General features: G+C 66.6%; 16 protein-coding genes and 2 pseudogenes. 13 read left to right on the forward strand and 5 right to left on the reverse strand.

The window, feature by feature from the left end; all coding sequences use genetic code 11:
• Positions 1-88: 88 nt before the first annotated feature.
• Together AC38ZX_RS16080 and AC38ZX_RS16085 are read right to left on the reverse strand one after the other, a co-directional pair.
• Entirely contained in the window at positions 89-2,212 is a 2,124-nt protein-coding gene (locus AC38ZX_RS16080) for a TrlF family AAA-like ATPase (protein WP_491295178.1), read from the reverse strand.
• Entirely contained in the window at positions 2,151-2,783 is a 633-nt protein-coding gene (locus AC38ZX_RS16085; RefSeq protein WP_491295179.1) for a hypothetical protein, read from the reverse strand. Before AC38ZX_RS16085 ends, AC38ZX_RS16080 begins: the two co-directional genes overlap by 62 nt.
• Positions 2,784-2,964: 181 nt before the next feature.
• Here AC38ZX_RS16085 and AC38ZX_RS16090 point away from each other — a divergent pair, with 181 nt between their 5' ends.
• Complete coding sequence (locus AC38ZX_RS16090) at positions 2,965-4,980, forward strand: DEAD/DEAH box helicase (protein WP_491295180.1); 2,016 nt, start codon at positions 2,965-2,967, stop codon at positions 4,978-4,980.
• Between the two features lie 504 nt (positions 4,981-5,484).
• Here the strand turns inward: AC38ZX_RS16090 and AC38ZX_RS16095 are convergent.
• Positions 5,485-5,871, reverse strand: coding sequence for a hypothetical protein (locus AC38ZX_RS16095; RefSeq protein WP_491295181.1), 387 nt, complete (start codon positions 5,869-5,871; stop codon positions 5,485-5,487).
• Between the two features lie 1,043 nt (positions 5,872-6,914).
• Positions 6,915-7,088 (reverse strand): hypothetical protein, encoded by a 174-nt coding sequence (locus tag AC38ZX_RS16100; RefSeq protein WP_491295182.1) that lies wholly within the window; start codon positions 7,086-7,088, stop codon positions 6,915-6,917.
• Between the two features lie 431 nt (positions 7,089-7,519).
• Here AC38ZX_RS16100 and AC38ZX_RS16105 point away from each other — a divergent pair, with 431 nt between their 5' ends.
• The 12 genes and pseudogenes from AC38ZX_RS16105 to AC38ZX_RS16160 all read left to right on the forward strand — a co-directional run bounded on the left by AC38ZX_RS16105 (position 7,520) and on the right by AC38ZX_RS16160 (position 22,472).
• Positions 7,520-8,173 (forward strand): hypothetical protein, encoded by a 654-nt coding sequence (locus tag AC38ZX_RS16105; RefSeq protein WP_491295183.1) that lies wholly within the window; start codon positions 7,520-7,522, stop codon positions 8,171-8,173.
• A gap of 16 nt (positions 8,174-8,189) precedes the next feature.
• Positions 8,190-8,867, forward strand: coding sequence for a DEAD/DEAH box helicase family protein (locus AC38ZX_RS16110; protein WP_491295184.1), 678 nt, complete (start codon positions 8,190-8,192; stop codon positions 8,865-8,867).
• Between the two features lie 59 nt (positions 8,868-8,926).
• Positions 8,927-11,026 (forward strand): DUF8741 domain-containing protein, encoded by a 2,100-nt coding sequence (locus AC38ZX_RS16115; protein ID WP_491295185.1) that lies wholly within the window; start codon positions 8,927-8,929, stop codon positions 11,024-11,026.
• Entirely contained in the window at positions 11,023-12,147 is a 1,125-nt protein-coding gene (locus AC38ZX_RS16120; RefSeq protein ID WP_491295186.1) for a hypothetical protein, read from the forward strand. The genes AC38ZX_RS16115 and AC38ZX_RS16120 overlap by 4 nt, the downstream gene beginning before the upstream one ends.
• A complete protein-coding gene (locus tag AC38ZX_RS16125; protein ID WP_491295187.1) occupies positions 12,140-14,773 on the forward strand; it encodes an Eco57I restriction-modification methylase domain-containing protein in 2,634 nt (877 codons plus the stop codon). The genes AC38ZX_RS16120 and AC38ZX_RS16125 overlap by 8 nt, the downstream gene beginning before the upstream one ends.
• A 13-nt stretch (positions 14,774-14,786) precedes the next feature.
• Entirely contained in the window at positions 14,787-15,005 is a 219-nt protein-coding gene (locus tag AC38ZX_RS16130; RefSeq protein ID WP_491295188.1) for a hypothetical protein, read from the forward strand.
• 456 nt (positions 15,006-15,461) lie between these two features.
• A pseudogene (locus tag AC38ZX_RS16135) lies at positions 15,462-16,121 on the forward strand (DUF8426 domain-containing protein); the annotation flags it as partial.
• 250 nt (positions 16,122-16,371) lie between these two features.
• On the forward strand, positions 16,372-17,196 hold the full coding sequence (locus tag AC38ZX_RS16140; protein WP_491297453.1) for an McrB family protein: 825 nt from the start codon (positions 16,372-16,374) through the stop codon (positions 17,194-17,196).
• Positions 17,193-18,389 (forward strand): McrC family protein, encoded by a 1,197-nt coding sequence (locus tag AC38ZX_RS16145; protein ID WP_491295189.1) that lies wholly within the window; start codon positions 17,193-17,195, stop codon positions 18,387-18,389. The genes AC38ZX_RS16140 and AC38ZX_RS16145 overlap by 4 nt, the downstream gene beginning before the upstream one ends.
• Before the next feature lie 828 nt (positions 18,390-19,217).
• Positions 19,218-20,846 (forward strand): SNF2-related protein, encoded by a 1,629-nt coding sequence (locus AC38ZX_RS16150; protein ID WP_491295190.1) that lies wholly within the window; start codon positions 19,218-19,220, stop codon positions 20,844-20,846.
• A gap of 404 nt (positions 20,847-21,250) precedes the next feature.
• Positions 21,251-21,469, forward strand: a pseudogene (locus AC38ZX_RS16155) (P-loop NTPase family protein); the annotation flags it as partial.
• Between the two features lie 763 nt (positions 21,470-22,232).
• A complete protein-coding gene (locus tag AC38ZX_RS16160; RefSeq protein ID WP_491297545.1) occupies positions 22,233-22,472 on the forward strand; it encodes a hypothetical protein in 240 nt (79 codons plus the stop codon).
• 890 nt (positions 22,473-23,362) lie between these two features.
• Here the strand turns inward: AC38ZX_RS16160 and AC38ZX_RS16165 are convergent.
• Positions 23,363-24,106: a C2H2-type zinc finger protein gene (locus AC38ZX_RS16165; RefSeq protein ID WP_491295191.1), complete on the reverse strand. Its 744-nt coding sequence runs from the start codon at positions 24,104-24,106 to the stop codon at positions 23,363-23,365.
• Between the last annotated feature and the right edge of the window lies 1 nt (position 24,107).

A 24,107-nucleotide genomic window follows, 5' to 3' on the forward strand; every position in this document is an offset into this window, starting at 1 on the left:
TTACCTCGGGCCCCACCGCGTCGATCGTCCGCCAGGGCTACCACTCAGAGCGTCCCAGACCCGCATGCGTGCCTGGACTCGCGCAGCGCTAGAAGCCGTACAGATGCTGCCTTGCATTGAACGCCGCCGGCCCACCTTCAAGGATGTTCTCGGCGAGGGCCCGGATTGGCGCGTCGTCGAGCGACCCGATGCCGTCGGCTGCCGGCTTGCCACGCTGCCCATCGCCCTCGAGGGCAACGATCAGCTCGGCATCGCCTAAGACGGGCACGTTGGCGTTGTGCGTGCTGGCAATGATTTGGCGGACGCCCTTCAGCTTGCGCAGGTGGGCGACAACTCCCTCGTAGACGAACCGGTTGTCGAGGTCGTCTTCAGGCTGGTCGATCAAGAGCGGAGCGGTAGAGACCCCGAGGAGCAGCAACAGCAACGCGGTGGCTCGCTGGCCCTTTGATAGAGAGTCAATCGTCCTGTACTCGCGCGACCCACCGTTGGACGAGACGTCTAGGCGCACCTCAACGGCGTAGCCGACCGACATCTCCTCGAGGCGCCGGAACAGGGGCTCGCCGGCGCTGATCAGGTTGCTCGCCTGAGCGCCCCGGATGCCAAGCTTTTCCAGCCCGGTCGCGCCTCCACGGGCCGCCGCTACAAACGCTCTTGGAGCGAAGTCGTCAGCGCTGACGGCGGCGGTGATCTGGGTGCGGGCACCAGAGATGTGGTGGCCTATGAGTTCGGTGAACTGCCCTCGATCGGGTCCGGCAATCGGGCGAACAACAACAACGCCTCCGGTCGCGAGGTTGGCGGCCCGGACCGCATCGTGGAGTCGATCGACCTCGCGGAGCTCACTTGCGGCGAGCTCACCGAGCAGGCCGTCACGTATCTTCTGCAGATTTCGGAGAGCCTCATCGTGGCTGGCGAGCCGGGGCTCCTTCGCTTTCAGGTCACCGAGCGCCTTCGCGCAGTCCAGGTACTTGTCTGGTTCGAGTCCCTCGTCATGGAGCTTGCGGAGGACTTCCGCGTGACCGTCTCGTTGCGCCCTGACGGCAGCCTCCCAGTCCGTCTTCGCAATCGTGATCTGGGATCGCGCCTCCGCGATCGCCGCGGCGGCCTGATCTGCGAGTGCGGACAGAGCGACAGCGAGCGCAGTGGTTGCGGCCGCTGCGCGCTGCAGGCGCGCATCCTGTGGGGAATCATCAAGACTCTCGTATTCTGCGACGAGTGCAGCGTGTAGCTGCGGTCTGGCGAACTCTGCCGCGGCCTCTGCTGTGACATCGATTCGCTGGATGGCCTCCGAAAACACGGACTCGTCGCGACTGATGCGCTGGAGGTCTTTCAGGCGGTTGGCGACGTCCGTCTCAGTGAACTGCTGGACTTGTTCCTCAAGTCGGGGGATGTCAGCGAGCTCCTCTTGGAAGCTTCGCGCGTGCCTGCTCGGCCTGCGCGAGGCTCGCGCGGTTCTCGGACAACTTCGCGCGGGTGTCGGCATGAGCATCGCCGATCCGGCCAGTGCCGGCGAAGCGGTGAAGCATCTCGGCGACGCTCGCGGGGCTGCTCGCGGCTCAGCAAGTTCGTGCTGTCCAAACACTTCGACCAGTCCGGTCACATCGAGCGGTTGCTGCTTCGTCGCCGTACCGGCGGCGTCGCGGACGACTGGCAGGCCGGGCACGACGCGCTCAATCGTGAACCGGCGGGGTGCTGGTGATACGGCCTCGACCTCGACCTTCACAACTGTGCCGGACCGCAGGACCTTCTCGACAACGGACTTGTGGTCGGCCTTTGCCTCCGCTCCGATCGGCTCAAGTCCCAAGGCGTAGCGAAGGCTCTCAATCACCGTCGACTTGCCCGTACCGCGACCCCCGATTAGGGCGGTGAGATCGCTCGAGATTGGAATCACAACCCCGTCAAGGAATCCTCCCGTCCAACTGATCTGCGTGATGAGTGTGCGTGGCGCGCCAGACGGATCATGTAGCGAGATTCGCGTCTCGGGAGTCCGAACCGCGAGCTTGAGACTCGCCGCTCGGGAACTGCTGACCTTGAACCAGGATGTCGCGCCTAGATCCTTCAGCTGACTTGGGTGAACGATGTCGTCGGCGTGGATGACTGCCAAGGGATGCATCCGGTCGTAGGGCTTCGTTCCCGCGACGATCAGGGCCTGGTCAGCAGCGTCCGCCTCGTCCGGGCTCACGGCGACAGCATGAAGATTCGTGTCCTTCACCATCGCAACTAGCGGCGGCCCCGAGCGACTGGTCAGCATCCCGCTTTTCGGGACGTTGATGTGGGCGGGGACGACCAGCGCACCCCTGGCGGTCATCACCTCCAAGATCTCCTTGAGAGGAGCTGCCGGTGGTCCCGTTCTCGCACATCGGCTGGACGCCGCAAGCACCGATCGCGGCGTTTACAGAGGACAGATCGGTGCCGACCTCGAAAATGACGAGGATGTGGACACCCTCGGCCGAGTTGGCCTCGAAGCCCGGTAGGGCGACGATTCCGCGTGCCGTGGCCTCTTCAATGAGGCCCTTGGCACTGTCGACACACCAGTGGTCGGTGATCGCGATCAGGCCGATGCCTAGCGCCTCGCACTCGTCAAGTAGCGCGCGGTTGTAGTCGTCCTCGTCGGCAAAGGACGTCGACGGCTGGTTCTTGCCCTTGTAGGAGTACGGGTTGACCTGGAGCGCCGCGCGAATCCAATGCGCACCCGGAGTTGCGTCGTTCTTGCCCGCTGCCTGTTCGTCCTTGGTCACATTGCGGATCCTGCCAGGGCGCACCGACGCGCACATGGACTTCGTCATAGAACCCCGACTTCACCTCCTGAACCCGCACGTGCGGTGCCGTTCCGCGCGGGAGCCGCGCTCGCCGCGAACCGGACTTGTACGCCAAATCCGCCCGCGACGTGCAGCGTTGCACCAGGACGTCGGTCCTGGGTGGCAGACTCAATCTCGCCGCATTCGCCAACGAGGGGGTCACAGCGCTGTGGACGTCTTCCGGATCCGCGATCGCCTCATCAGCGACTACCGCGGCTTCACGTCCGGATCGGTTGAGGTCCGCGACCGGCGCATCGCCGAGCACGTCACGCGGCTGCTCGACGGCGGCTCCCAGTGGCCCGACCCGTGGCTGAGCCTGAACCCGACGTTCGCGACCGGCGGCACGGTGACCGACCTTGTCGCCGAAGGACTGCTCCACTCGGAGACCGAGCGAATCTTCCGCGTGAAGCAGCACCGTGAAGATCCCGGCACAGCGACGCTGACTCTGCACCGCCACCAGCGTGAGGCGATCGAAACCGCGCGATCAGGCCAGTCCTACACGCTCACGACCGGCACCGGGTCCGGCAAGTCCCTCGCCTACATCGTGCCCATCGTCGACAGCGTCTTGCGTGAGCGAGACGCGGCCGGCGGCGTACGCGTTCCCGGCGTCAAGGCGATCGTCGTGTACCCGATGAACGCCCTCGCGAACTCCCAGACGCTCGAGCTCGAGAAGTTCCTCCAGTTCGGCTACCCGGCCGGCCAGGAGCCGGTGACGTTCGCCAGGTACACCGGGCAGGAGAAGGACGAACGCCGCCGCGAGATCTTGGCCAACCCGCCCGACATCCTCCTCACCAACTACGTCATGCTCGAGCTGGTGCTCACCCGCCCCGACGAGCGACTTCACCTGATTCGCGCGGCTCACGACCTGCGATTCCTTGTCCTCGATGAGCTGCACACCTACCGCGGACGCCAGGGTGCGGACGTCGCGCTGCTCGTCCGACGACTGCGTGACGCATGCTCGTCGGAGAGCCTCCAGGTCATCGGGACCTCGGCGACGATGGCGTCGGGCGGCTCGGTTCAGGAGCAGAAGTCGACCGTCGCCGACGTCGCGACACGGCTCTTCGGCGCGGAGGTGACCCCTGAGCGCGTGATCGGCGAGACGCTGACGCGCGCCACCTCCCACGACCCCGTAACCGACGAGAGCCTCAAGGTCGCCGTACGTGAGGCCGCTCGGCTCTCCGATGAGCCGTACGGACGGGTCGCCGACAACCCTCTCGCACGATGGATCGAGTCGACGTTCGGCCTCGACACCGAACCGCAGAGCGGGCGGCTCGTCCGGCGAAAGCCAACGACTGTCACAGCCGCGGCAAAGCTGCTCGCCGAGGCGGCGGACGTGGACGAAGACGAGGCGGCCGAAGCAATCCGGTCCACGCTGCTAGTCGGATCGAGCAAGCGAGATCCCGCAACGAACCGACCCCTGTTCGCGTTCCGTCTGCACCAATTCCTGTCCAAGGGCGACACCGTCTATGTCTCGCTCGAGCCCGAAGACACCCGCTACATCACCAGCACGTACCAGCGCGTCCCCGGCGAGGCCAGCAAGGCCCTCCTCCCGCTCGGGTTCTGCCGCGAGTGCGGCCAGGACTACCTGGTCGTCGCCAAGACGGCTGGGTCGCGCGAGGCGTTCGTCCCCCGGCAGGACGCCGACGCCTCGGGCGGAGACGCGGTCACCGGCTACCTGTACGTGTCTGCGGACCTCCCGTGGCCGGCCGACCCGGTGCTCGAGAACCGACTGCCCGACCACTGGCTCACAACCGACGCAGCTGGCGCCACCGAGGTTCTCGCGACGAAGGAGAAGTACCTGCCGACGGAAGTCTGGGTCGCTGCAGACGGGTCCGTCACGACCCCGGGTGCCGGTCTGCGCGCGTGGTTCATCTCGACCCCCTTCGCGTTCTGCATGCGGTGCCGCGTCTCGTACGAGCAGATCCGCGGCAACGACTACGCCAAACTCGCGACCCTCGACCGCGAGGGCCGATCATCGGCCGTCACCGTTGTCAGCGCCAGCATCGTGCGCTCCCTCGAGCAGCTCGGGCCGAGCGAGCTCGCGGCCGACGCCCGCAAGCTGCTGACGTTCGTCGACAACCGGCAAGATGCCTCGCTGCAGGCCGGGCACTTCAACGACTTCGTCCAGGTCTCACAGCCCGCGGCGCCCTGTTCAGAGCGCTCGATGAGCACCCCGACGGCCTGACACACGAAGTCGTCGCACAACGCGTCGCCGAAGCGCTACACCTGGAGATGAGCGACTTCGCCGCGAACCCCGACGCCCGGTTCTCGGCCAAGGAATCCGCCCTTCGCGCTCTCCGATCAGTCGTCGAGTACCGCATCTACGCCGACCTCCAGCGCGGCTGGCGCATCACGATGCCCAACCTCGAGCAGACCGGGCTGCTGCGCGTCAGCTACGTCGACCTACCCGAGATCGCGGCAACCGACGACGTCTGGGACACCACCCATCCAAAAGCTCCGCGATGCCCCGGCGGCGCTCCGCGAAGAGCTGTGCGCGATCCTCCTGCACGAGATGCGCCGTGTGCTGGCGGTCGACGTGGACTGCTTGACACAGCTCGGGTTCGAGCAGATTCAGCGCGACTCGCGCCAGCACCTGAGCGGGCAGTGGGCGCTCCCGGAGGACGAAAAGGTCGTCGCCGCCGGTGTCGTCTACCCGCGATCGACGACCAAGAAGAAGGGCTGGAACGACCTATTCGTTTCCGGCCGATCTGCTTTCGGCCGCTACCTGCGACGGGATGCCGCACTCGGGCGCGACCTCAGCACCGATGACGCCGAACTCATCATCCGGGACATGTTCCGCGTCCTGTGCGATGACGGCGGACTCCTCACCCAGGCGGACCCCGTCGAGGGCGTACCCGGCTACCGGCTCAAAGCGTCCGCGATCCGCTGGCGTGCCGGCGACGGCGCCAAGGGCACCGAAGATCCTTTGCGCAAGAGCACCGACAGCGAGGCGGTCATCCGGGTCAACCCGTTCTTCGCCCGCTTGTACCGCGAGGTCGCCGAAGGGCTTCGCGGGATGCACGCGATGGAACACACCGCTCAGGTCACCGCGCGACAGCGCGAGGAACGCGAGCACGACTTCCGCGACGGCAGTCTCCCCCTGCTCTTCTGTTCGCCGACGATGGAGCCTCGGCGTCGACATCGCAAGCCTCAACGCCGTCGGGCTGCGGAACGTGCCCCCAACGCCCGCCAACTACGCGCAGCGGTCCGGGCGGGCCGGTCGCAGCGGTCAGCCGGCCCTTGTCGTCACCTACTGCGCCACAGGCAACGCGCACGACACGTACTACTTCCGGAACTCCCGGGAGATGGTGGCTGGGTCGGTCGCAGCCCCTCGCCTCGACCTAGCGAACGAGGATCTCGTGCGGTCGCACGTCCACGCGATCTGGCTCGCCGAAACCGGGCAGTCCCTGAAGTCACGGATCACTGACATCGTCGACGCATCCGGGGAACTGCCCACCCTCGACGTCATCCCCGAAGTGTGGAAGGCCCTGACCGAGCAGGACGCGCAACGGCGAGCCACGCGGCGGGCCGAGGCGGTTATCGACGGGTTGCGCACCTCATGGGACGGCGGCAACGACCAAGTCATGTGGTGGTACGACGGCTGGGTGGCCGACCAGGTCAAGAACGCCCCGACGGCCTTCGACACGGCCCTCGACCGGTGGCGCCTGCTCTACCGGACCGCACTGGTCGAGTACCACGCCCAGAACAACCGCGGTCGATCCCCGAGCACCACGCACCGAGAAGGACGCGGCCTCTCGGCGGGCGTGGGAGTCCAAGAACCAGCTCGCACTCCTGCGCAACGAGGACTCGGAGAACGGCCAGACCGACTTCTACTCCTACCGCTACTTCGCATCCGAGGGGTTCCTGCCCGGCTACTCGTTCCCACGTCTACCGCTGGCGGCCTACATCCCGGGGGGACGCGGAAAACGGGACGGCGACTACCTGCAGCGCCCACGGTTCCTCGCGATCAGCGAGTTCGGACCCGGCTCGCTGATCTACCACGAGGGCGCCCGCTACGAGGTCGAACGCGTCCAGCTGCCTCGGTCGACTGAGCAGGCAGGCATCGCCGAGACCGAGGAAGCCCGCCGCTGCGAAGCGTGCGGCTACCACCATCCCGTGTCAGTAGGCACCGACGTGTGCGACTCGTGCGGCAAGCAGCTCGGCCTCAAGACCTATGGCCTGCTGCGGCTCCAGACGGTCTTCACGCGCCGGCGCGAACGAATCAGCAGCGACGAGGAAGAACGACGCCGCGCCGGGTTCGAGCTCGAGGTGTCCTACCGGTTCCATGATCATGGCGACCGACCTGGCCGGGTCGACGCGGCCGCCACCGATCGCTCCGGCACACCGTCAGCCGTCCTCACCTACGGCGACAGCGCGACAATTCGGGTTGCCAATGTCGGCAGACGACGCCGCAAGGACGCGGCAGACCGCGGCTTCTTCCTCGACGCGACAACAGGGCGGTGGGCGCAGAAGAAGGACGCGACCGACGCGACCGTCGACACCGAAGGGATGCCGTCTCTCGAGGACGTGCAGAAGGTGCTCAAGGTCATCCCGTACGTCGAGGACCGCCGCAACATCCTGCTACTACGACTGGCACGCCCCGTCGACGACGCCACGGCCATTACCTTGCGGTTCGCGCTCGAGCGCGGCGCCGAAGCCATGTTCCAGCTCGAGGACTCCGAGCTGAAACTCAGCGCCTGCCCGACCTCGACGGACGTGCGCGAATGCTCTTCACGGAGGCCGCCGAGGGTGGTGCAGGCGCCCTGCGGCGGCTCATCAGCGAACGCGGGACACTCGCTCGGGTGGCCCGCAAGGCACTCGAGATCACCCACTTCGACCCACAGACAGGCCAGGATCTCGGCCACGCACCCGACGCCGCCCCCGGTACCGAGCGATGCGAACTGGCGTGCTACGAGTGCCTCCTCGCGTACAGCAACCAGCACGAGCACTCGTTCATCGACCGGCACCTGGTACGCGATTTGCTGCTCGAGCTCGCCAGCACAGAGGTCCGCGCAGGCGCGGGCGGACGCTCACGGGCCGATCAGCGCGACTCGCTGGCGGCGCTGGCCGACTCGAGCCTGGAACGCTCGTTCGTCGACTGGCTCGACGCGCACGCCTACCGGCTCCCCGACCGTGCGCAGGTGCCCGTCGATGATGCACGGGCCAGACCTGACCTGGTGTTCGACCTGGCCACAGGGCCGGTCGCCGTCTTCGTGGACGGCCCCGTGCACGACGGCGTGACGCAGCAGGAGCGCGACGCCGCCGCGCAGGAACGTCTCGAGGACCTCGGCTGGATGGTTGTCCGCATTCGCCACGACGACGCCTGGGAGGCCGTCGTCGGCCGCTACCCATCCGTATTCGGCACACCCCGCACGTGACGTTGGAGAGCACACGATGACGACGACGTATGCAGCCGGATCCCTCGTGCGTGCACGCGGCCGGGAGTGGGTCGTGCTGCCCGACAGCGACGCCGAGTTCCTGCTCCTGCGCCCTTTGGGTGGAGGCAACGACGACGTCGCCGGCCTGCACACTGCGCTCGAGGCGGTCGAGGACGCCACGTACCCACTGCCGAGCCCCGACGACCTGGGCGACGCCACGAGCGCCGGCCTGCTGCGCACAGCCCTCCAGCTGGGGTTTCGCTCGTCGGCCGGACCGTTCCGGTCTATCGCCGGCATCGCCGTGGAGCCCCGTGCGTACCAGCTCGTCCCGCTGCTCATGGCCCTACGTCAGCAGACCGTGAGGCTCCTCATCGCCGACGACGTCGGCATCGGCAAGACCGTCGAGGCAGGGCTGATCGCGGCCGAATTGCTGGCGCAGGGTGACGCGAAACGGCTCGCGGTGCTTTGCAGCCCCGCTCTCGCCGAGCAGTGGCAGGCCGAGCTCGCTACGAAGTTTTCGATCCAGGCCGCTCGTCCTCACCTCCACGGTTCACCGGCTCGAGCGCGATCTGATGATGGACGAGTCCTTGTTCGACCGGTACCCCCATGTCGTCGTCTCGACAGACTTCATCAAGTCCGACCGGCACCGCGCCGAGTTCCTCAACCACTGCCCGGATCTCGTCATCGTCGATGAGGCGCACACGGCGGTGTCCGACGAGAGCGCCGGTGGCGGACGGTCACGACACCGCAGGCATGAGCCTGAGCGACCTCGCCCGCGACCGCGGACGCCACCTGATCCTCGTCACCGCCACACCGCACTCGGGCAAGGACGAAGGCTTCCGCAACCTGCTCGAGCTCCTCGACCCCGAGCTCGCCACCGTCGACCTCGACCAGCAGCGAGGCCGCGAACGACTCGCCCGGCACTACATCCAGCGTCGCCGGGCCGACATTCGGCGCTACCTCGACGAGGACACGCAGTTCCCCTCTGACCGGGAGTCGCGCGAGGTCGCCTACTCACTGACGCCGGAGTACCGGGCGCTCTTCACGAGAGTGCTCGATTACGCACGCGAGCAGGTACGCAACGCAGACGATGGGTCGGTCCATCAGCGCGTCCGCTGGTGGTCCGTTCTGGCCCTCCTGCGCACACTCGCGTCCTCCCCCGCCGCCGCCGCAGCAACCCTGCGGATGCGCGCTGCATCCGCACAGGCGACTGACGTCCACGAAGCCGATGCGTTGGGTCGCGCGAGTGTGCTCGACGCGGCCGACGACGAAGCAATCGAAGGCGTCGACGTGACGCCAGGCGCGCTGACCGAGGACACCGAGAACACCACGACGTCAGAGCGCAGCCGGTTGCGTTCGCTTGCGCAGACCGCCGAGTCGCTGCTCGGCCCGAGCAAGGACGCCAAGCTCGGCACACTCATCAAACAGGTCAAGGCACTGCTCGCCGACGGGTTCGACCCGATCGTGTTCTGTCGGTTCATCGACACCGCGGAGTACGTCGGCGAGCACCTCGCAACCGCTCTGAAGAGCACAGCCGAGGTCGGAGTCGTCACCGGGACGCTTCCACCTGCCGAGCGCCAGCAGCGTATCCGCGACCTCACCGCCACCAGTGCCCGGCACGTGCTCGTCGCAACTGATTGCCTATCGGAGGGCGTGAATCTGCAGGACGCGTTCCAGGCCGTCGTGCACTACGACCTCGCATGGTCCCCCACCCGGCACGAGCAGCGCGAAGGGCGCGTCGACCGGTTTGGTCAGACGGCGCCCACGGTGCGCGCGGTGACGATCTACGGCAAGGACAACAGCATCGACGGGCTCGTGCTCGACGTGCTCATCCGTCGGCACCAAGCGATCAGCAAGGCGACCGGGGTCTCGGTCCCTGTGCCCAGCGGGTCCGACTCCGTGCTCGAGGCACTCCTGGAGGGCCTGCTCCTACGCGGCGTCGACCACGAGCAACTCGAGCTTGACCTCGGTCTCGCAGCCGCCGACCGTCGGCTCGAAGAAGAGTGGCGGTCTGCCGCCGAGAACGAGCGCACTTCACGGACCAAGTACGCACAGGGTTCGATCCACCCGGACGCCGTAGCGCAGGAGGTCGCCGAGGTGCGCGCGGCGCTCGGCGGCCACGGCCAGGTCGTGCCTTTCGTCGAGGAGTCACTGCGTGCACTCGGCGCGTCCGTCACACCAACCGGCTACGGATTCGAGGCCGTGACGACGACACTCGCACCCGGAGTGCGCGACACGCTGCCCGCGGGCCATGTCGAGCCGCTGCCCTTCCACCGAGAGATGCCGCTTCCGCGACGGCACGCGTTGCTGGTTCGAACGGATCCAAGCGTGGAGGCCGTCGCCCGCTACGTGCTCGACGCGGCGCTCGACTCGCAAACGGTCGCAGGTGCACGCCCGGCGCGCCGCGCCGGCGTGGTCCGCACCAGCCACGTCCCCGCCCGGACCACCGCTCTGCTGCTGCGGTACCGGTTCCACCTCGATCTACCGTCGACCGACGGGCCGCGCACCCTGATCGCCGAGGACTGTGAGGTCGTGGCATTCCGCGGCGCTCCTGACGCGCCCGAGTTCCTCACACCCGAGGAGGTCGACGCCCTGCTCATTGCAACCGCCGATGCGAACGTGCCGCCCGACCAGGCACGCGACCTCATCGCCACGGCACTGACACGCGTCGAGGCACTGACAGGAATCCTGGACGACCGCGCCCACGCCCACGCCGAGCGGTTGTTCGAAAGCCATCGTCGAGTCCGAGCCGGTGCGGGCACCCCCCGACAAGGTCTGCGCGTCCGGGCTCAGACCCCGGTCGACGTCCTCGGCGTCTACCTCTACCTGCCCGTCGTGGGGAGCAATTCGTGAGCGGGGACCTGACCGCCGTTCGGTCAGTGGGCGCACTGCTGCCCGCCGACCTCCTGGCACGGGTATCGGCCGGTGATCGCGACCTCGGCGGACTCGGCTCGGCAGACTTTCATCTCGCGGCCGGAGAGTCGCCCCGCGAGGCGGCGAACCGAGCGTGGGCATACCTCATCGGGGTGTGGCCATCGTTCCAGGACGCACTGGCGAAGCTTCCGGAGGGTGAACGTGCCGTCGGGTTGACCCGTGAGCGCTGGCTTCAGGTGCTGTTCCGCGAGCTCGGCTACGGGCGACTGCAGACAACCCCCGCTGGGGGGCTCACCGTCGCGGAGAAGGCGTACCCCATCTCGCACGAGTGGGGTGCCGTTCCGATACACCTGCTCGGCTGGGGTGTCGAGCTGGACCGCCGGTCGAAGGGTGTGCCCGGCGCAGCCGAGCGTGCGCCCCACGCGATGGTCCAAGAACTGCTGAACCGCTCCGACGAGCACCTGTGGGCGGTGGTGTCGAACGGTCGAGTCCTGCGTCTGTTGCGGGACTCGACGTCGCTGTCGTCGCAGTCGTTCGTGGAGTTCGACCTGGAGGCAATCTTCTCCGGGGAGCTGTTCGCCGACTTTGTGGTGCTCTTCCTGCTCCTGCATCAGTCGCGCGTAGAAGTCCTCTCCCCCGAAGGTGGTCCGAGCGACTGCTGGCTTGAGAAGTGGCGCTCGAGCGCTATTACCTCGGGCGCACGAGCGCTGTCGCTGCTCTCGGACGGCGTGCAGCAGGCGATTGCAGACCTCGGCACTGGCTTCCTGCGCGCCCCGGCGAACACCTCACTACGCGCGCGCCTCGAGGACGAGTCGCTGCACCTTGCCGACTACCACCAGGCATTGTTGCGCCTCGTCTACCGGCTGCTCTTCTTGTTCGTCGCCGAGGACCGCCAGGCGCTGCATCCGGTCGATGCCGAGCCTGTGGCCCGATCGCGCTATCGCGACTACTTCTCCACGGCTCGGTTGCGACGCCTGGCACTAAAGCGGCGCGGGACCCGCCACGACGACCTGTGGCAGGCCCAGCGACTGGTCTTGGCCCGTCTGGGTCAGGACGAGGGCTGCCCAGAGCGCACTGCCGGGCTTGGGTGGGTTGTTTGACGACGACGGCGCCGAGCTGTTCGCGAACGCCGACCTGCCCAACGAGGCGCTCCTGTCAGCCGTGCGGCACCTGTCCACCGTGCGCCCGACAGGACAGCCGCGACGCACCGTGGATTACCGAAACCTCGGTGCCGAGGAACTCGGTTCGATCTACGAATCGCTGCTCGAGCTTGTTCCGCGCTACGACCGCACCGAGCAGATGTTCACGCTTGAGAACCTAGCCGGGAACGATCGCAAGACCACCGGCTCGTACTACACGCCGTCATCGCTGATCGACCTGCTCCTCGACGAGACGCTGACCCCGCTGCTCGACGAAGCCGAACGCCAGCCCGACCCTGCCGCTGCATTGCTCAGGATTCGTGTGTGCGATCCGGCGTGCGGTTCCGGACACGTGATCGTCGCCGCAGCCCGACGCATCGCCGAGCGGCTGGCGGTAGTCCGTACCGGCGAGATCGACTCGACGCCGTCCGACCTGCAGAACGCGCTCTATGACGTCGTGTCCACGTGCATCTACGGGGTCGACCTCAATCCGCTGGCCGCCGAGCTCGCCAAGGTCTCCTTGTGGCTGGAGTCCATGCAGCCCGGTCGACCTTTGTCATTCCTCGACGCTCACATCAAGGTCGGCAATGCGCTGCTCGGCACCACCCCGGCGCTACTCGCGAACGGGATCCCCGACGACGCGTTCACCGCTCTGACCGGCGACGACAAGCCGTTCTCCACCGCGCTGAAGAAGCGCAACAAGACCGAACGCGAGACCGCTACTGACAGCGGTTCACTGTTCGACCTCGTTGACGTCGGCACCTCCACGATCGACTTGCGCGGCCGACTCTCCCAGGCTGTCGCCCCGGCAACGGGAGCCTCTCGCGTGCGCGAGGTACACGCCGCCCAGCGCGCCTACGCCGAGTACCGGTCCTCCCCCGAGCTCGTCCGCGAACGCCTCCACGCCGACGCGTGGTGCGCCGCCTTCGTCCAGACCAAGACCCCCGGCGCCACGACGATCACAACCGGCGTCCTGGAATCCCTACATGACGGCACCGCACCCGAGGCCCTCGTTCGCACCGTCCAGCACATCGCCGCGCAGTACCAGTTCTTCCACTGGCACCTCGAGTTCCCCGACGTCTTCAACACCAGCGCACCTATCAGCGACCACGGCTGGACCGGCGGCTTCACGGCCATGGTCGGCAACCCGCCGTGGGAGACAGTCCAGATGTCGGAGAAGGAGTACTTCGCGTCGAGCCCCGAGATCGCGGCCGCGCCGAACGCGGCAGCCCGAAAGCGGGCGATCGAGCGGCTCGCCACCGATAGGCCCGAGCTCAAGCGCGAGTTCGACGAGGCGTCGCGACGGAGCGCCGGCGAGACACACCTAATACGCACCACCGGTCGCTACCCCTTGTGCGCTCGCGGCAAGATCAACACTTACAGCATCTTCGCCGAGCATTTCCGGTCCTCGATCGCGCACCACGGCCGCATGGGGATCGTCACACCGACTGGACTCGCGACCGACGCGACAACGGCTGCCTTCTTCTCCGACACAGTCGCGTCCGGCAGGCTCGCCGCGTTCTACGACTTCGAGAACGAGGCGAAGATTTTCGAAGGGGTCCACAATCAGTTCCGGTTCGCTGTCACCGTCATCACTGGCGGTCGGCGAGCTGCAACGGTCAACCTCGCGTTCTACACGCGCTACATCGCCGAAGCCGTCGCGCGCCGGTTCGAGATCACACCGGACGAAATCCTCATCTTGAACCCCAACACCGGAACCCTGCCGATCTTCCGCACTCGCCGCGACGCCGAGATCACACTGAACATCTACAGACGATTCCCCGTGCTCGTGCACGAGGCCAGCGGAGCGAACCCGTGGGGACTGACGTTCCGACAGGGCCTGTTCAACATGGCCAGCGACTCCGGCCTGTTCGAGACGGCGAACGACCTGCGCGAGCGCGGCGCCGAGTTCGACGGTTGGGCGTGGACACTGGGCGCGCAGCGTTGGCTGCCGCTCTACGAGGGGAAGATGGTCTCGCACTACGACCATCGCTACTCGACCTACGCCAACGCCACCGAAGCGCAGCTAAATAAGGGCACTCTTCCCCGCCTCACCGATGCGCAACACGACGACCCCGGCCTCGAACCGCTCGCCCGCTACTGGGTCGTCGAGAAGGACGTCGAGACCGCCATAGCTGACCGCTGGGACCGCGATTGGTTCCTCGGCTGGCGCGATATCAGCAATCCAAGCAATGAGCGCACCTTCATCCCAAGCGTTATTCCAAGGTCCGCGGTCGGCGCGCGCTTTTCTCTTGCGATGGGGCTCGCCGACGAACTGCCTCTCTTACAAGCGGTCTGGTCCTCGTTTGTTTTCGACTTCTGCGCCCGGCAAAAAGTGAGCGGCGCAGCCGTGCCGCACTTCATTACCAAACAATTGCCCGCACCGACACCGGCAAGCTTTCCTCGAAGCAGGACGCGGCCTCGGCGGGAGCCTGCGCCAGTTCGTGCTCCCGCGAGTCCTCGAACTTACCTATACGTCTACACGGATCGGCGGCTCCGCATCGGACGTGTCGGAACACCTGGATATCCACGAGACCGGAATGCCGTTTTCATGGATAGAAGATCGTCGCGAACTAGTTCTCGCTGAGCTCAACGCCGCGATGTTTTTGCTCTTCGGCCTTGACCGCGCCGATGTCGAGCACGTCATGGATTCGTTCTTCGTCGTACGCAAGTACGACGAGCGCGACCACGGCGAGTTCCGCACCAAGCGTCTCATCCTGGAGACATACGACGCGATGACCGCTGCTGCGACCGCCGGCACGGTCTACACCAGCCCGCTTGACCCGCCCGCCGGGCATGGCCCCCGCCACGCGTCATGAACTCGATCGAAGGAGTCACCGCCATGCCAGTCGATCGCGCCCCGGACGGCTCCGTCCGACGCTCGTTGCTGTTCGGCACGGTGCTCCGCGTCCTGTCAGACAGCCCCGTGCCGCTCGCGCCGAGCGAGGTGTCGCGGCTCGTTGTCGAGCGGGTGCCGCTGACCGACGTCGAGCCTCAGCCGGAATCCGAGCGGGGTGCAGCGGGCGGAGACATTCCTCGGCTTCTCATCCGGATGGGCTCGCGTGATCGGCTGGATCACCAAGGACGGCGGCTGGTCGATAACAGACGCAGGACGGTCGGCCTTGGCGAGTGCGGCCTCGGACGACGAGCTCTACTCCACGCTCAGCCGGACGTACAACGGCGTGCTGCGGCGACGCAAAGGCGCAGCCGGCGGCCCCGAGGTCGACGACAAATTCGTCACCCTCCGAGATGCTCTTGACCTGCTCGAACCCGGCATGTGGACCTCCTATGGAGACCTCGCCCAACTCACCGGCCTCGCCGCCCAAACCGTCGGCTCCTATGTCGCGGAGTCGGACGTGCCCTCTGCGCACCGCGTGCTGACCGCGGACGGTTCAATCGCAGACGGTTTTCGGTGGAACGATCCCGTGCGCACCGACGACCCGCGTGACGTCCTTCGCGCAGAAGGACTCGAGTTCGACCCCAACGGCCGGGCGCACCAGTCGTCCCGGCTGACGTCTTACGACCTGCGCGAACTGCTGGCCGAGACGGGCGCGCAGTTCACTCGTCGCGCCTGGCTCATTCGGGGCAACAACGTCAACGGCAAGAACCTTGTCCCCGTCTGGTTGACGAGGGGCTCGGTGTCGCTCGCCGCCAGCCAGATTCGTGCTCTGAGCCTGCCGGTGAGCCGCGCGGAGATCGTCGCGATCGTGGAGGAGGACTACGCACAGAAGTCCTACAACACCCGAAACGAGAAGGTTACCGAACTAGACCTCTTCGTCAATCGGGTCCAGGTTGGCGACCTCGTGATCGCGAACGACGGCGGCAGCTTCTTCGTAGGCGACGTGACTGGCGAGGTCACGTCGGTGCACTCGTCGGATGACCGCTCGAACCTGCGCCGCTCGGTGGAATGGCGCAACGTCGAGCAGCCGATCGACCTGACCGACCTACCTGCCGGGCTCAAGCCGAAGCTTCTCCAGCCAGCACACGGTCGTCGACCTGACCAGCGAGCTCGCGGCCCTCGCGGGGCTCGTCGCTGCGGACGCGGCAGAGGTCAAAAAAGCAGCCAAGACTGCCCCAGCCGAGCTGGTCCTACTCTCGGCCACCGACGAACTCGCCGAAGCGCTTCTCGTCGACCGGGCGTGGCTGCAATCCTGCATCGACCTGCTGCGCGATCGCCGACAGATCATCTTCTACGGCCCTCCCGGCACCGGAAAGACATACCTCGCACAGGCGATCGCCCAACACCTCACCGACGAGTCAGCCGTGAAGCTCGTCCAGTTTCATCCGGCGTACTCATACGAAGACTTCTTCGAGGGCTACCGGCCGGTCGCGCCGACAGACGGCTCCGGGACGATCGGCTTTGCGCTGACACCGGGACCGTTCCGTCGCCTCGTCGACGCGGCGAGGGAGAACCCGTCGACGCCGTACGTGCTCGTGGTCGACGAGATCAACCGAGCGAACCTGGCCAAGGTGTTCGGTGAGCTGTACTTCCTGCTCGAGTACCGCGACAAGGCGATTGACCTGCTCTACAGCACCGGCGATGAGGCCGGCTTCACCATGCCGGCCAACGTGTTCATCATCGGCACGATGAACACGGCCGACCGGTCGATCGCTCTCGTTGACTCAGCAATGCGACGCCGGTTCGCCTTCAAAGCATTGCACCCCGGCGTCGAGCCCACCCGCGGCATGCTTCGACGCTGGCTCGAGCGCCGCGGCCTACCACCGACGACGGCGCTGGTCCTCTCGCATCTGAACGACCTCATCCAGGACGAGGACTTCCGCATCGGGCCGTCGTACTTCATGCGCGACGAGGTGTATCGAGAAGGAGGACTCGAGACAGTGTGGGAGACGTCGATCCTGCCGCTGCTCGAGGAGCACCATTTCGGCGAGGGTGTGGACGTCGCCGCGCAGTACTCGCTGCCGAAGATCCTCGCCCGCGTCGATCGCACCGCCACTCAGGAGCCGGTCCCCGTCGACTCGGACGATTCTGTGGACGACCAGCAATCGTGATCGCGATCCGGCTCGTCGAAGGTGGTCCTCCCGTCGAGGTACCAATGGACGACCGGACGGGTCTGGCCCTGCGCGCGAGCGGACTGGTAACCGCGACACCCGCGATCGCACACGGTTGGTGGTCGATCGGCCCCACGACGAAAGTCGGAGTCGCGCGGGTGGCGGGGGTCGAACTGACGGTTCGCCCGAAGGTCGACATCCGCCGGCTGTTCTTCCTGCTCGGGTACTCCCGCGACCGGGCGATGTGGCGAGACGAGGATGTCTCGCTCTCGGAGGCACCCGACCTGCTCACCGCGATCGCTGAAGCGTTCGCGCGACAGGCCGAGCGCGCCACTGCTCAGGGCCTGCTGCAGGGTTACCGAGTGGAGGAGGTCGCGTCCCCCGTCCTGCGGGGCCGGCTACGGACCACCGACCAGCTGACCCTGCACCACGGCCTGCCGCTGCCGCTCGAGGTGCGATTCGACGACTTCGACACCGACATCGCAGAGAACCAGGTACTCCGAGCGGCCACTGAACGACTGCTCGCGTTGATGCCCACTCACGCGCGCGTTCGCCGTGTGCTGCTGCGCCTACGCCGCTCGCTCGCCGACGTCACGCCGTCGTTGCGGGGCGCACCGATTCCGGCCTGGGTACCGAACCGCCTCAACACGCGTTACCACGTCGCGCTTGGCCTCGGCGAGCTGATCCTGCGTGGAGGGTCGGTCGAACAAGGAGATGGTGCGGTACGCATCGACGGCTTCATGCTCGACATGGCAAAGGTGTTCGAGGACTTCCTCGCTGAGTCACTCGGGTCGGCCCTGACGGCACATGGCGGTCGTTGTCGTTCGCAGGACCGGTGGCGGCTGGACGAGGCAGGCGTGGTGCCCATGCGGCCCGACCTCGTCTGGTACGGGCCGGGGTCGGTCGCGCCGACGGCCGTCGTGGACGCCAAGTACAAGGCCGAAAAGCCAAGTGGGTATCCGAATGCGGACCTGTATCAGATGCTCGCCTACTGCACGGTCAGCGGACTTGCCCGGGGGCATCTCGTCTACGCGAAGGGCAACGAGCCGCAAGCCCATCACCGCGTCGCTGGAGCCGGAGTCGACATCTACCAGCACGCCCTCGACCTCGACGTCGAGCCGAGCGATCTGCTCGCCCAGGTCCGCGTACTGGCAACCGAGATCGTCGCGCGGGAGCACGTCACCGCCCAGTGATGCGGCGAACCTACGCGCGGCGGAAATGGGATGTCAGTCCTCTGCCGGATGCCAGCGCCCACCAGCCACAGACGGAGCGTTCGATGGTCAGACGCAACCGCGCTCGTGAGGCCTGGGCCGCGACGGCAGCCCCCCGAGGAAGCACACGGCCGCAACCCGTCCGACCGGCGCGACAAGGTCGCGACCGAGGATGAGCCTGCACTCGACCCGGTGCGGTTCAAAATGCCACATCGGGAGCTCCGCTGTGCTCCCACTGCCCAGCGGCTGAAAGCCAGCATCGTGCGACACGTGAGCAACGAGACGAGCACCGAGCAACATTCCTTGACAGACCTGGCAACGATGGTTGACGGCTCGAGCGAACCCTTGGTCAGACTCGCGGCGCTTCGTGCGCTGGATGAGGCAACGAAGCGTGGCATCGCAGACGCCGCGAACCAGGCTCGGGCGTCAGGGTGCACCTGGGAGCAGATCGGCCAGCCACTCGAGATTTCGCGTCAAGCAACTCAGAAGCGGTTTGGCGGACGCGGGTCAGGCGGATCCGTCGAATCGGATCAAGCAGCCCGTGCGAAGCCAGTCAGGGCGAAGCAAAATCGCGCGACGAGCGCGATGCAATGGGAGGTCACCACACCCGGAGGGCGCCGTTTGCTCCGATTCCGTCGGGCCTGAGCACTCCAACGCAGCATCGCGCCGGGGTGGAACGAGTCTTCCCGCGAGTGGACGATGCGGAAGTCGACTTTGCGTGCGTGGTGTCGCCCGGCGCCGACGCAAGAGTCCTTGTGGGTGGTTGCTCCTAGCGTTCGAGCACCATCGGCGCAATGCAACGGAGTTGTGATGAGCAAGAGGTCTCGTGCTCAACCTGGCAACGACCAGCAGGATCTCTTTGCTTCGGCTCCTGAGCCGCATCTGCGCCTTCGGCTCGCGCAGATGGGCTGGCCATCGAACGAGGACCTGCCGGTCAACCATGGGGCTGCTCGCGTCCGCGACGTCGTGTGGGACGACCTCGTCACGTCACGCGACCCGCTGGTGCTGGCCGGCTTCGCCTCGATCGCCAAGATCGTCGAGCTGGTCGCACAGGCTTCTCACAAGGCCAACCAGGGGCGAGTCCGAGTGCTGCTCGGCACCGAGCCGTTCGCTTCCGATCGCGTCAGTTTCGGATCGCCGTCCGCGACCTTCACCGAGGAGGTTCGTGAGTACTGGATTGAGCAGCACGGGGTCTCGCTGCTGCTGTCCGCCAAGATCGTCCAGACGATCGAGGCACTGGATGCCGGCTGGTTCGAAGTCCGCTTCGTTCCCGGGCACACGCGGCTGCACGCGAAGATCTACGTCGGCGATCGAGCCGCGACCATCGGTTCGAGCAACTTCACCGAAGCCGGTCTCGTCAATCAGTTCGAGGCCAACGTTCGCGCCGACCGTATCGCGGACCCGGAACGGTACGCGCAAGCGAAGCGAGCTGGCGAGAACTACTGGTCCATCGGCCAGCCGTGGACCGACGAGCTGCGCGCGCTGCTGCACGAGATGCTTCGGTTCGTCTCCTGGCAGGAAGCTCTCGCGCGGGCGTGCGCGGACCTGCTCGAAGGTCAGTGGGCCGCGGGCTACCTCGGCTCGACCGTGGGCATCAGCAGGTTGTGGCCGTCGCAGGTCGCGGGGATCGCAGAGGCCCTCTGGGTCGTGGAGAACGTCGGTAGCGTTCTGGTCGCCGACGCGACTGGCTCGGGCAAGACGCGCATGGGTGCGCACCTGACCCGCGCGGTTCGTGATCGGCTCTGGAGCACGGGGCGCGTGCGGAGCGACCTGACTGTGCTCGTGTGCCCGCCTTCGGTCCAGGAGCAATGGAGCCGCGAGGCCATCTCCTGCGGGCTGACGTTGAACACGATCTCGCAAGGACTCCTCAGTCGGGCATCGAAGTCCGGACCTCGCGTCGAGGAAGAGGCCGTGGCGGCCGCACAGATTCTCGCGATCGACGAGGCCCACAACTTCCTGGCCCGTGACTCCAACCGCAGCAGCCACATCCGCGCTACTGCTGCCGATCATGTGCTGATGTTCACGGCGACACCAATCAACCGGGGCGCTGAGGACCTGCTCTCCCTCGTCGATCAACTCGGCGCCGACAACTTCGACGACGAGACGCTCGCGATCCTCGATCGCCTACACCGCCGCCATGCCGATTGGCGCCTGACGGACGACGAGAAGGTCCAGCTGCGCAACGCGATCCAACGCTTCACGGTTCGGCGGACCAAGTCGATGCTGAACGAGCTGGTAGCCAGCGACCCGGACAGCTACCGGCATCCGACGACGGGACGGATTTGCCGGTATCCGGAGCACGTCACCGCGACGTACGAGACAGGCGAACTGGCGCCCGAGCGCGCGGTTGCCGATGAGATCCGTGAAATCGCCGCGCAGCTAGTCTGGGATCTCAGGACTTGGTCGCCAGATCAGCCTGCCAGCATGGCTTCGGCGTGAGTACACCGACGAGCGGTGGCTCGAGGGTCGGCTCGGTGCTGCCAAGGGCCTCGTCGGATATCAAGTGCGCGCCGGTATGCGCTCGTCGCAGGCGGCACTGCTTGAGCACGTCGTCGGTACCGACGAGGCTCTGCGACAACTCGGCATCACGGGGCTGGTGAAGCCGCAGGCGTCCGGGGACATGATTGGCAGACTCCGCGGGCTACGCGACGGCGGGCCGCCTCGAGTCGATCTCGCCTGCGACATTCCGGAATGGCTCGTCGACCAGCACTCCTGGCGGGACGCGTGCGAATCAGAAATCGCGCGCTACGAGCAGCTCCCGATTGCTGGCCGTACGGCTCGGCGACCGTCGCGAGCGGACGAAGGCGGAGTTCGTTGCTGGCCTCGCCGATCGTCACGAACGCGTGCTCGCCTTCGACCATCACCCGATCACACTCGCGGTCCTCAAGCTGCTCATCCACCGGACTGATGTGCCGGTCGTCGTCGCCTCCGGTGCCGCCACGAGCGAGCGGCGAGCCGTGCGGTTGGCCTTCGCGCCGGACGCGACCGGTCGTGGTATCGCGTTGTGCTCCGATGCCATGAACGAGGGAATCAACCTGCAAGGTGCGTCAGCCGTGGTGCAGTTCGACATGCCGACGACCCTGCGTGTAGCCGAACAACGAGTCGGTCGCGTCGATCGTATGGACAGTCCCCACGACCGGATCGAAGTCTGGTGGCCCGCGGACTCAGCCTCGTTCGCGACGCGAGCCGACGACCTCCTGGCGGCCCGGAACGAGGAGAGCGCCGCCCTCCTCGGCTCCAACCTGCCGATCCCAGCGAGGCCCGACGCTGTCGTGACCGCGAAGGAACTTGCCGATCTGGCCGAGCACACGCAGACCCAGTGGGACGGACTTCAGGACGCTCTCGAACCTGTGCGAACGCTCGTGACCGGACCGACGTCGCTCATTCCCGCGAAGACGTATGCCGCACACCGCGGAACGCGTCAGAGGGTGCTCGCCAGGATCAGCCCGGTGCGGACGAGTACGCCGTGGGCATTCTTCGCTGTGCGAGGCTCGGCGACAGGCGCACCCCGCTGGCTCCTTCTGGAGGACGAGCGGTCCGAGCCGGTCGTGGGCCTTCACGACGTCACGACGCGCCTGCGTGTACTGCTCGCCGGTGACCCGCCGGGGGCGCCATTCGACGACCGCTGTGAACGTTGGCTAGAGACGTTCCTGGCCCGGGCGCAGGCGGCCGAGCTCGAGATGCTGCCGCGCCGCCACCAGCGTGCCCTCGACCAGATGCGGCGAACCAGTCGCGCTTGGGCGCAGCGCGCCCGAGGCGAATCGCGATTCGACGACGCAGACCGGTGGGAAACACTCGGAGCGCTTGCTCGGGGAGAGTTCGACGGTGGGAGCATCGACGCGCACCAGCTCCGCCGAGATCTGGCTCGAGCTCGTGCACCCGTACGTTCTGGAGGCCCGCGCCCAGCGCCGTCGCCATCCCTACAGCCGGCTCGCCGACATCGAGCCGCTGCTCCTCGAGCGCCCGGTCGACCTAGGCACGGTCGAGCGAGCACTGAGCCGGCTGCGCGTCGTGGAACCGCTCGCACAACGCGTGGCGTCCTGCATCCTCGGGGTCCCCGCGTAGCAACCGCAACGATCGACGCGCACGGCGCCCTCTGAGGTGTCCCCTTGTTGGTCTGGTTCAAGTGGGCGAACTCGACGCGTGAGTCAGGCCGCACCCTCGCGAAAACCGCGCACGATCTGGCGGGTATCGTTCGTACGTGCGTTCGAGTCATCGTCTTGAGAGCGTGCCACTGCACGAACTGCCGCTCGATGCCCCGGCCGAGGCCCGCTCCGGTGATCGGATGGTGCAGCCCGAGACACCCGTGCCTGTCTCCGTATGGGTGACGAGCGGTCGAGGCAAGTCGTTCCAGGCTCAGGCGCATGCAATCGCGTGGACCGGCATGCAGGTACGGGTGCGATACCTCGACCCCGGCGGGCGTGAAGGGTTTACCTGGGTGTGGGCGTCGGCCGTCACTCGGCGCTGACAATGTGCAGTTGGGAATCGACGGGTGCTCGGAAGTCGGAAGGTGCTCCCGTCGATCCGTGCGCCCAGCGACCCGGGCTCGGGCAGGAATCCAATGCAGCAGTCCGCGCCGACGGCACTCTGTTCGTGGAGGTGATGAATGTGGACTCGAAGCCAACAATGACTCTTCGCCAGGCCGTGAAGTTTGAGATCTCGAAGCTGTCGGTCAACGGAGCCGGCGAGATCGCCGGCGCCAGACTGGCGGTACTGCTGAAGACCCGGCGACTCGATCGCCCGGAGGGTACGCGTGGTGCTGCCGGAGTTGCCCGACGCCCGTCTCAGTCCTGAGGGTGTGAGACCTTGATACCGAAGAGCTCTCGAGTTGTCGCCGAACAGCTGCCGCCAACGTCGTTTCGTTCATGTCATGACCCTTCTTGTCTGGGTCGATGACCGTTGGCGCACTCACAACGAGCACAAGCCTCCACCACTGGTGGAGGCTTGTGCTCGTTCTACGCGGCGACGCGGTGCGCCCGGCCCCTGTGGATGCCCAGCCCATGAGCGTTGCGGAACACCTTGGCGCAAAAGGTGCAGACCGCAGCCGCGTCATCGCCGCGCTCGACGTGCGTACGGCGCACGTGTGAAGCGAGGTCAGTGGTAGATCCGAAAACCTTGGGGCAGCCGAATCGGCAAAGGTGGATCTCCCTCGAGCCGTGTGCAGATGCGACGTGCCGCTTGAGCCCCCCCGCACTGGTGGTAGTACGGTCACACGCCGTCTCGGTGCAGGTGTAGGTGATGCGTTGCCCGGCGGGACGCCTTGATGTTGCCCCGATGACGCCGTGCTTGTGTCGGCGGTGGACGCCGAGCGCTGCGGGCGACGCAAACATTTCGGCACATTCGGGGCACTGAGAGGGCTCGGTGGTGTCGACGGGCTCAGTCAGATGGAACGTGCCGACGTTGCGGATGACGATCTTGACCCGTGAGGGGTCGAATCGGCGACCGGCAGTGTGCTGGGTGGATGCCGGGCTCACCTCGACGCTCTCGATCAGGTCGCAGATCATGGTTCGACGCTGCTGACGCGTCAGGTTGTCCCAATGCTGGTCGAATTCGATCCTCCGACTGCTGAGCGCGATCGGGACAGCGCGTGCCGACTCAAGATCGGCGATCCGGCCGTCGAGTTCGTCAATCTCCATCTTGATCTGCTTCTTGCGGCTCTCTGACCTGGCGGTCTTCAGCTCGGCTCGCAAGTCGAACATC

The organism is Cellulomonas sp. McL0606, from assembly GCF_058248365.1.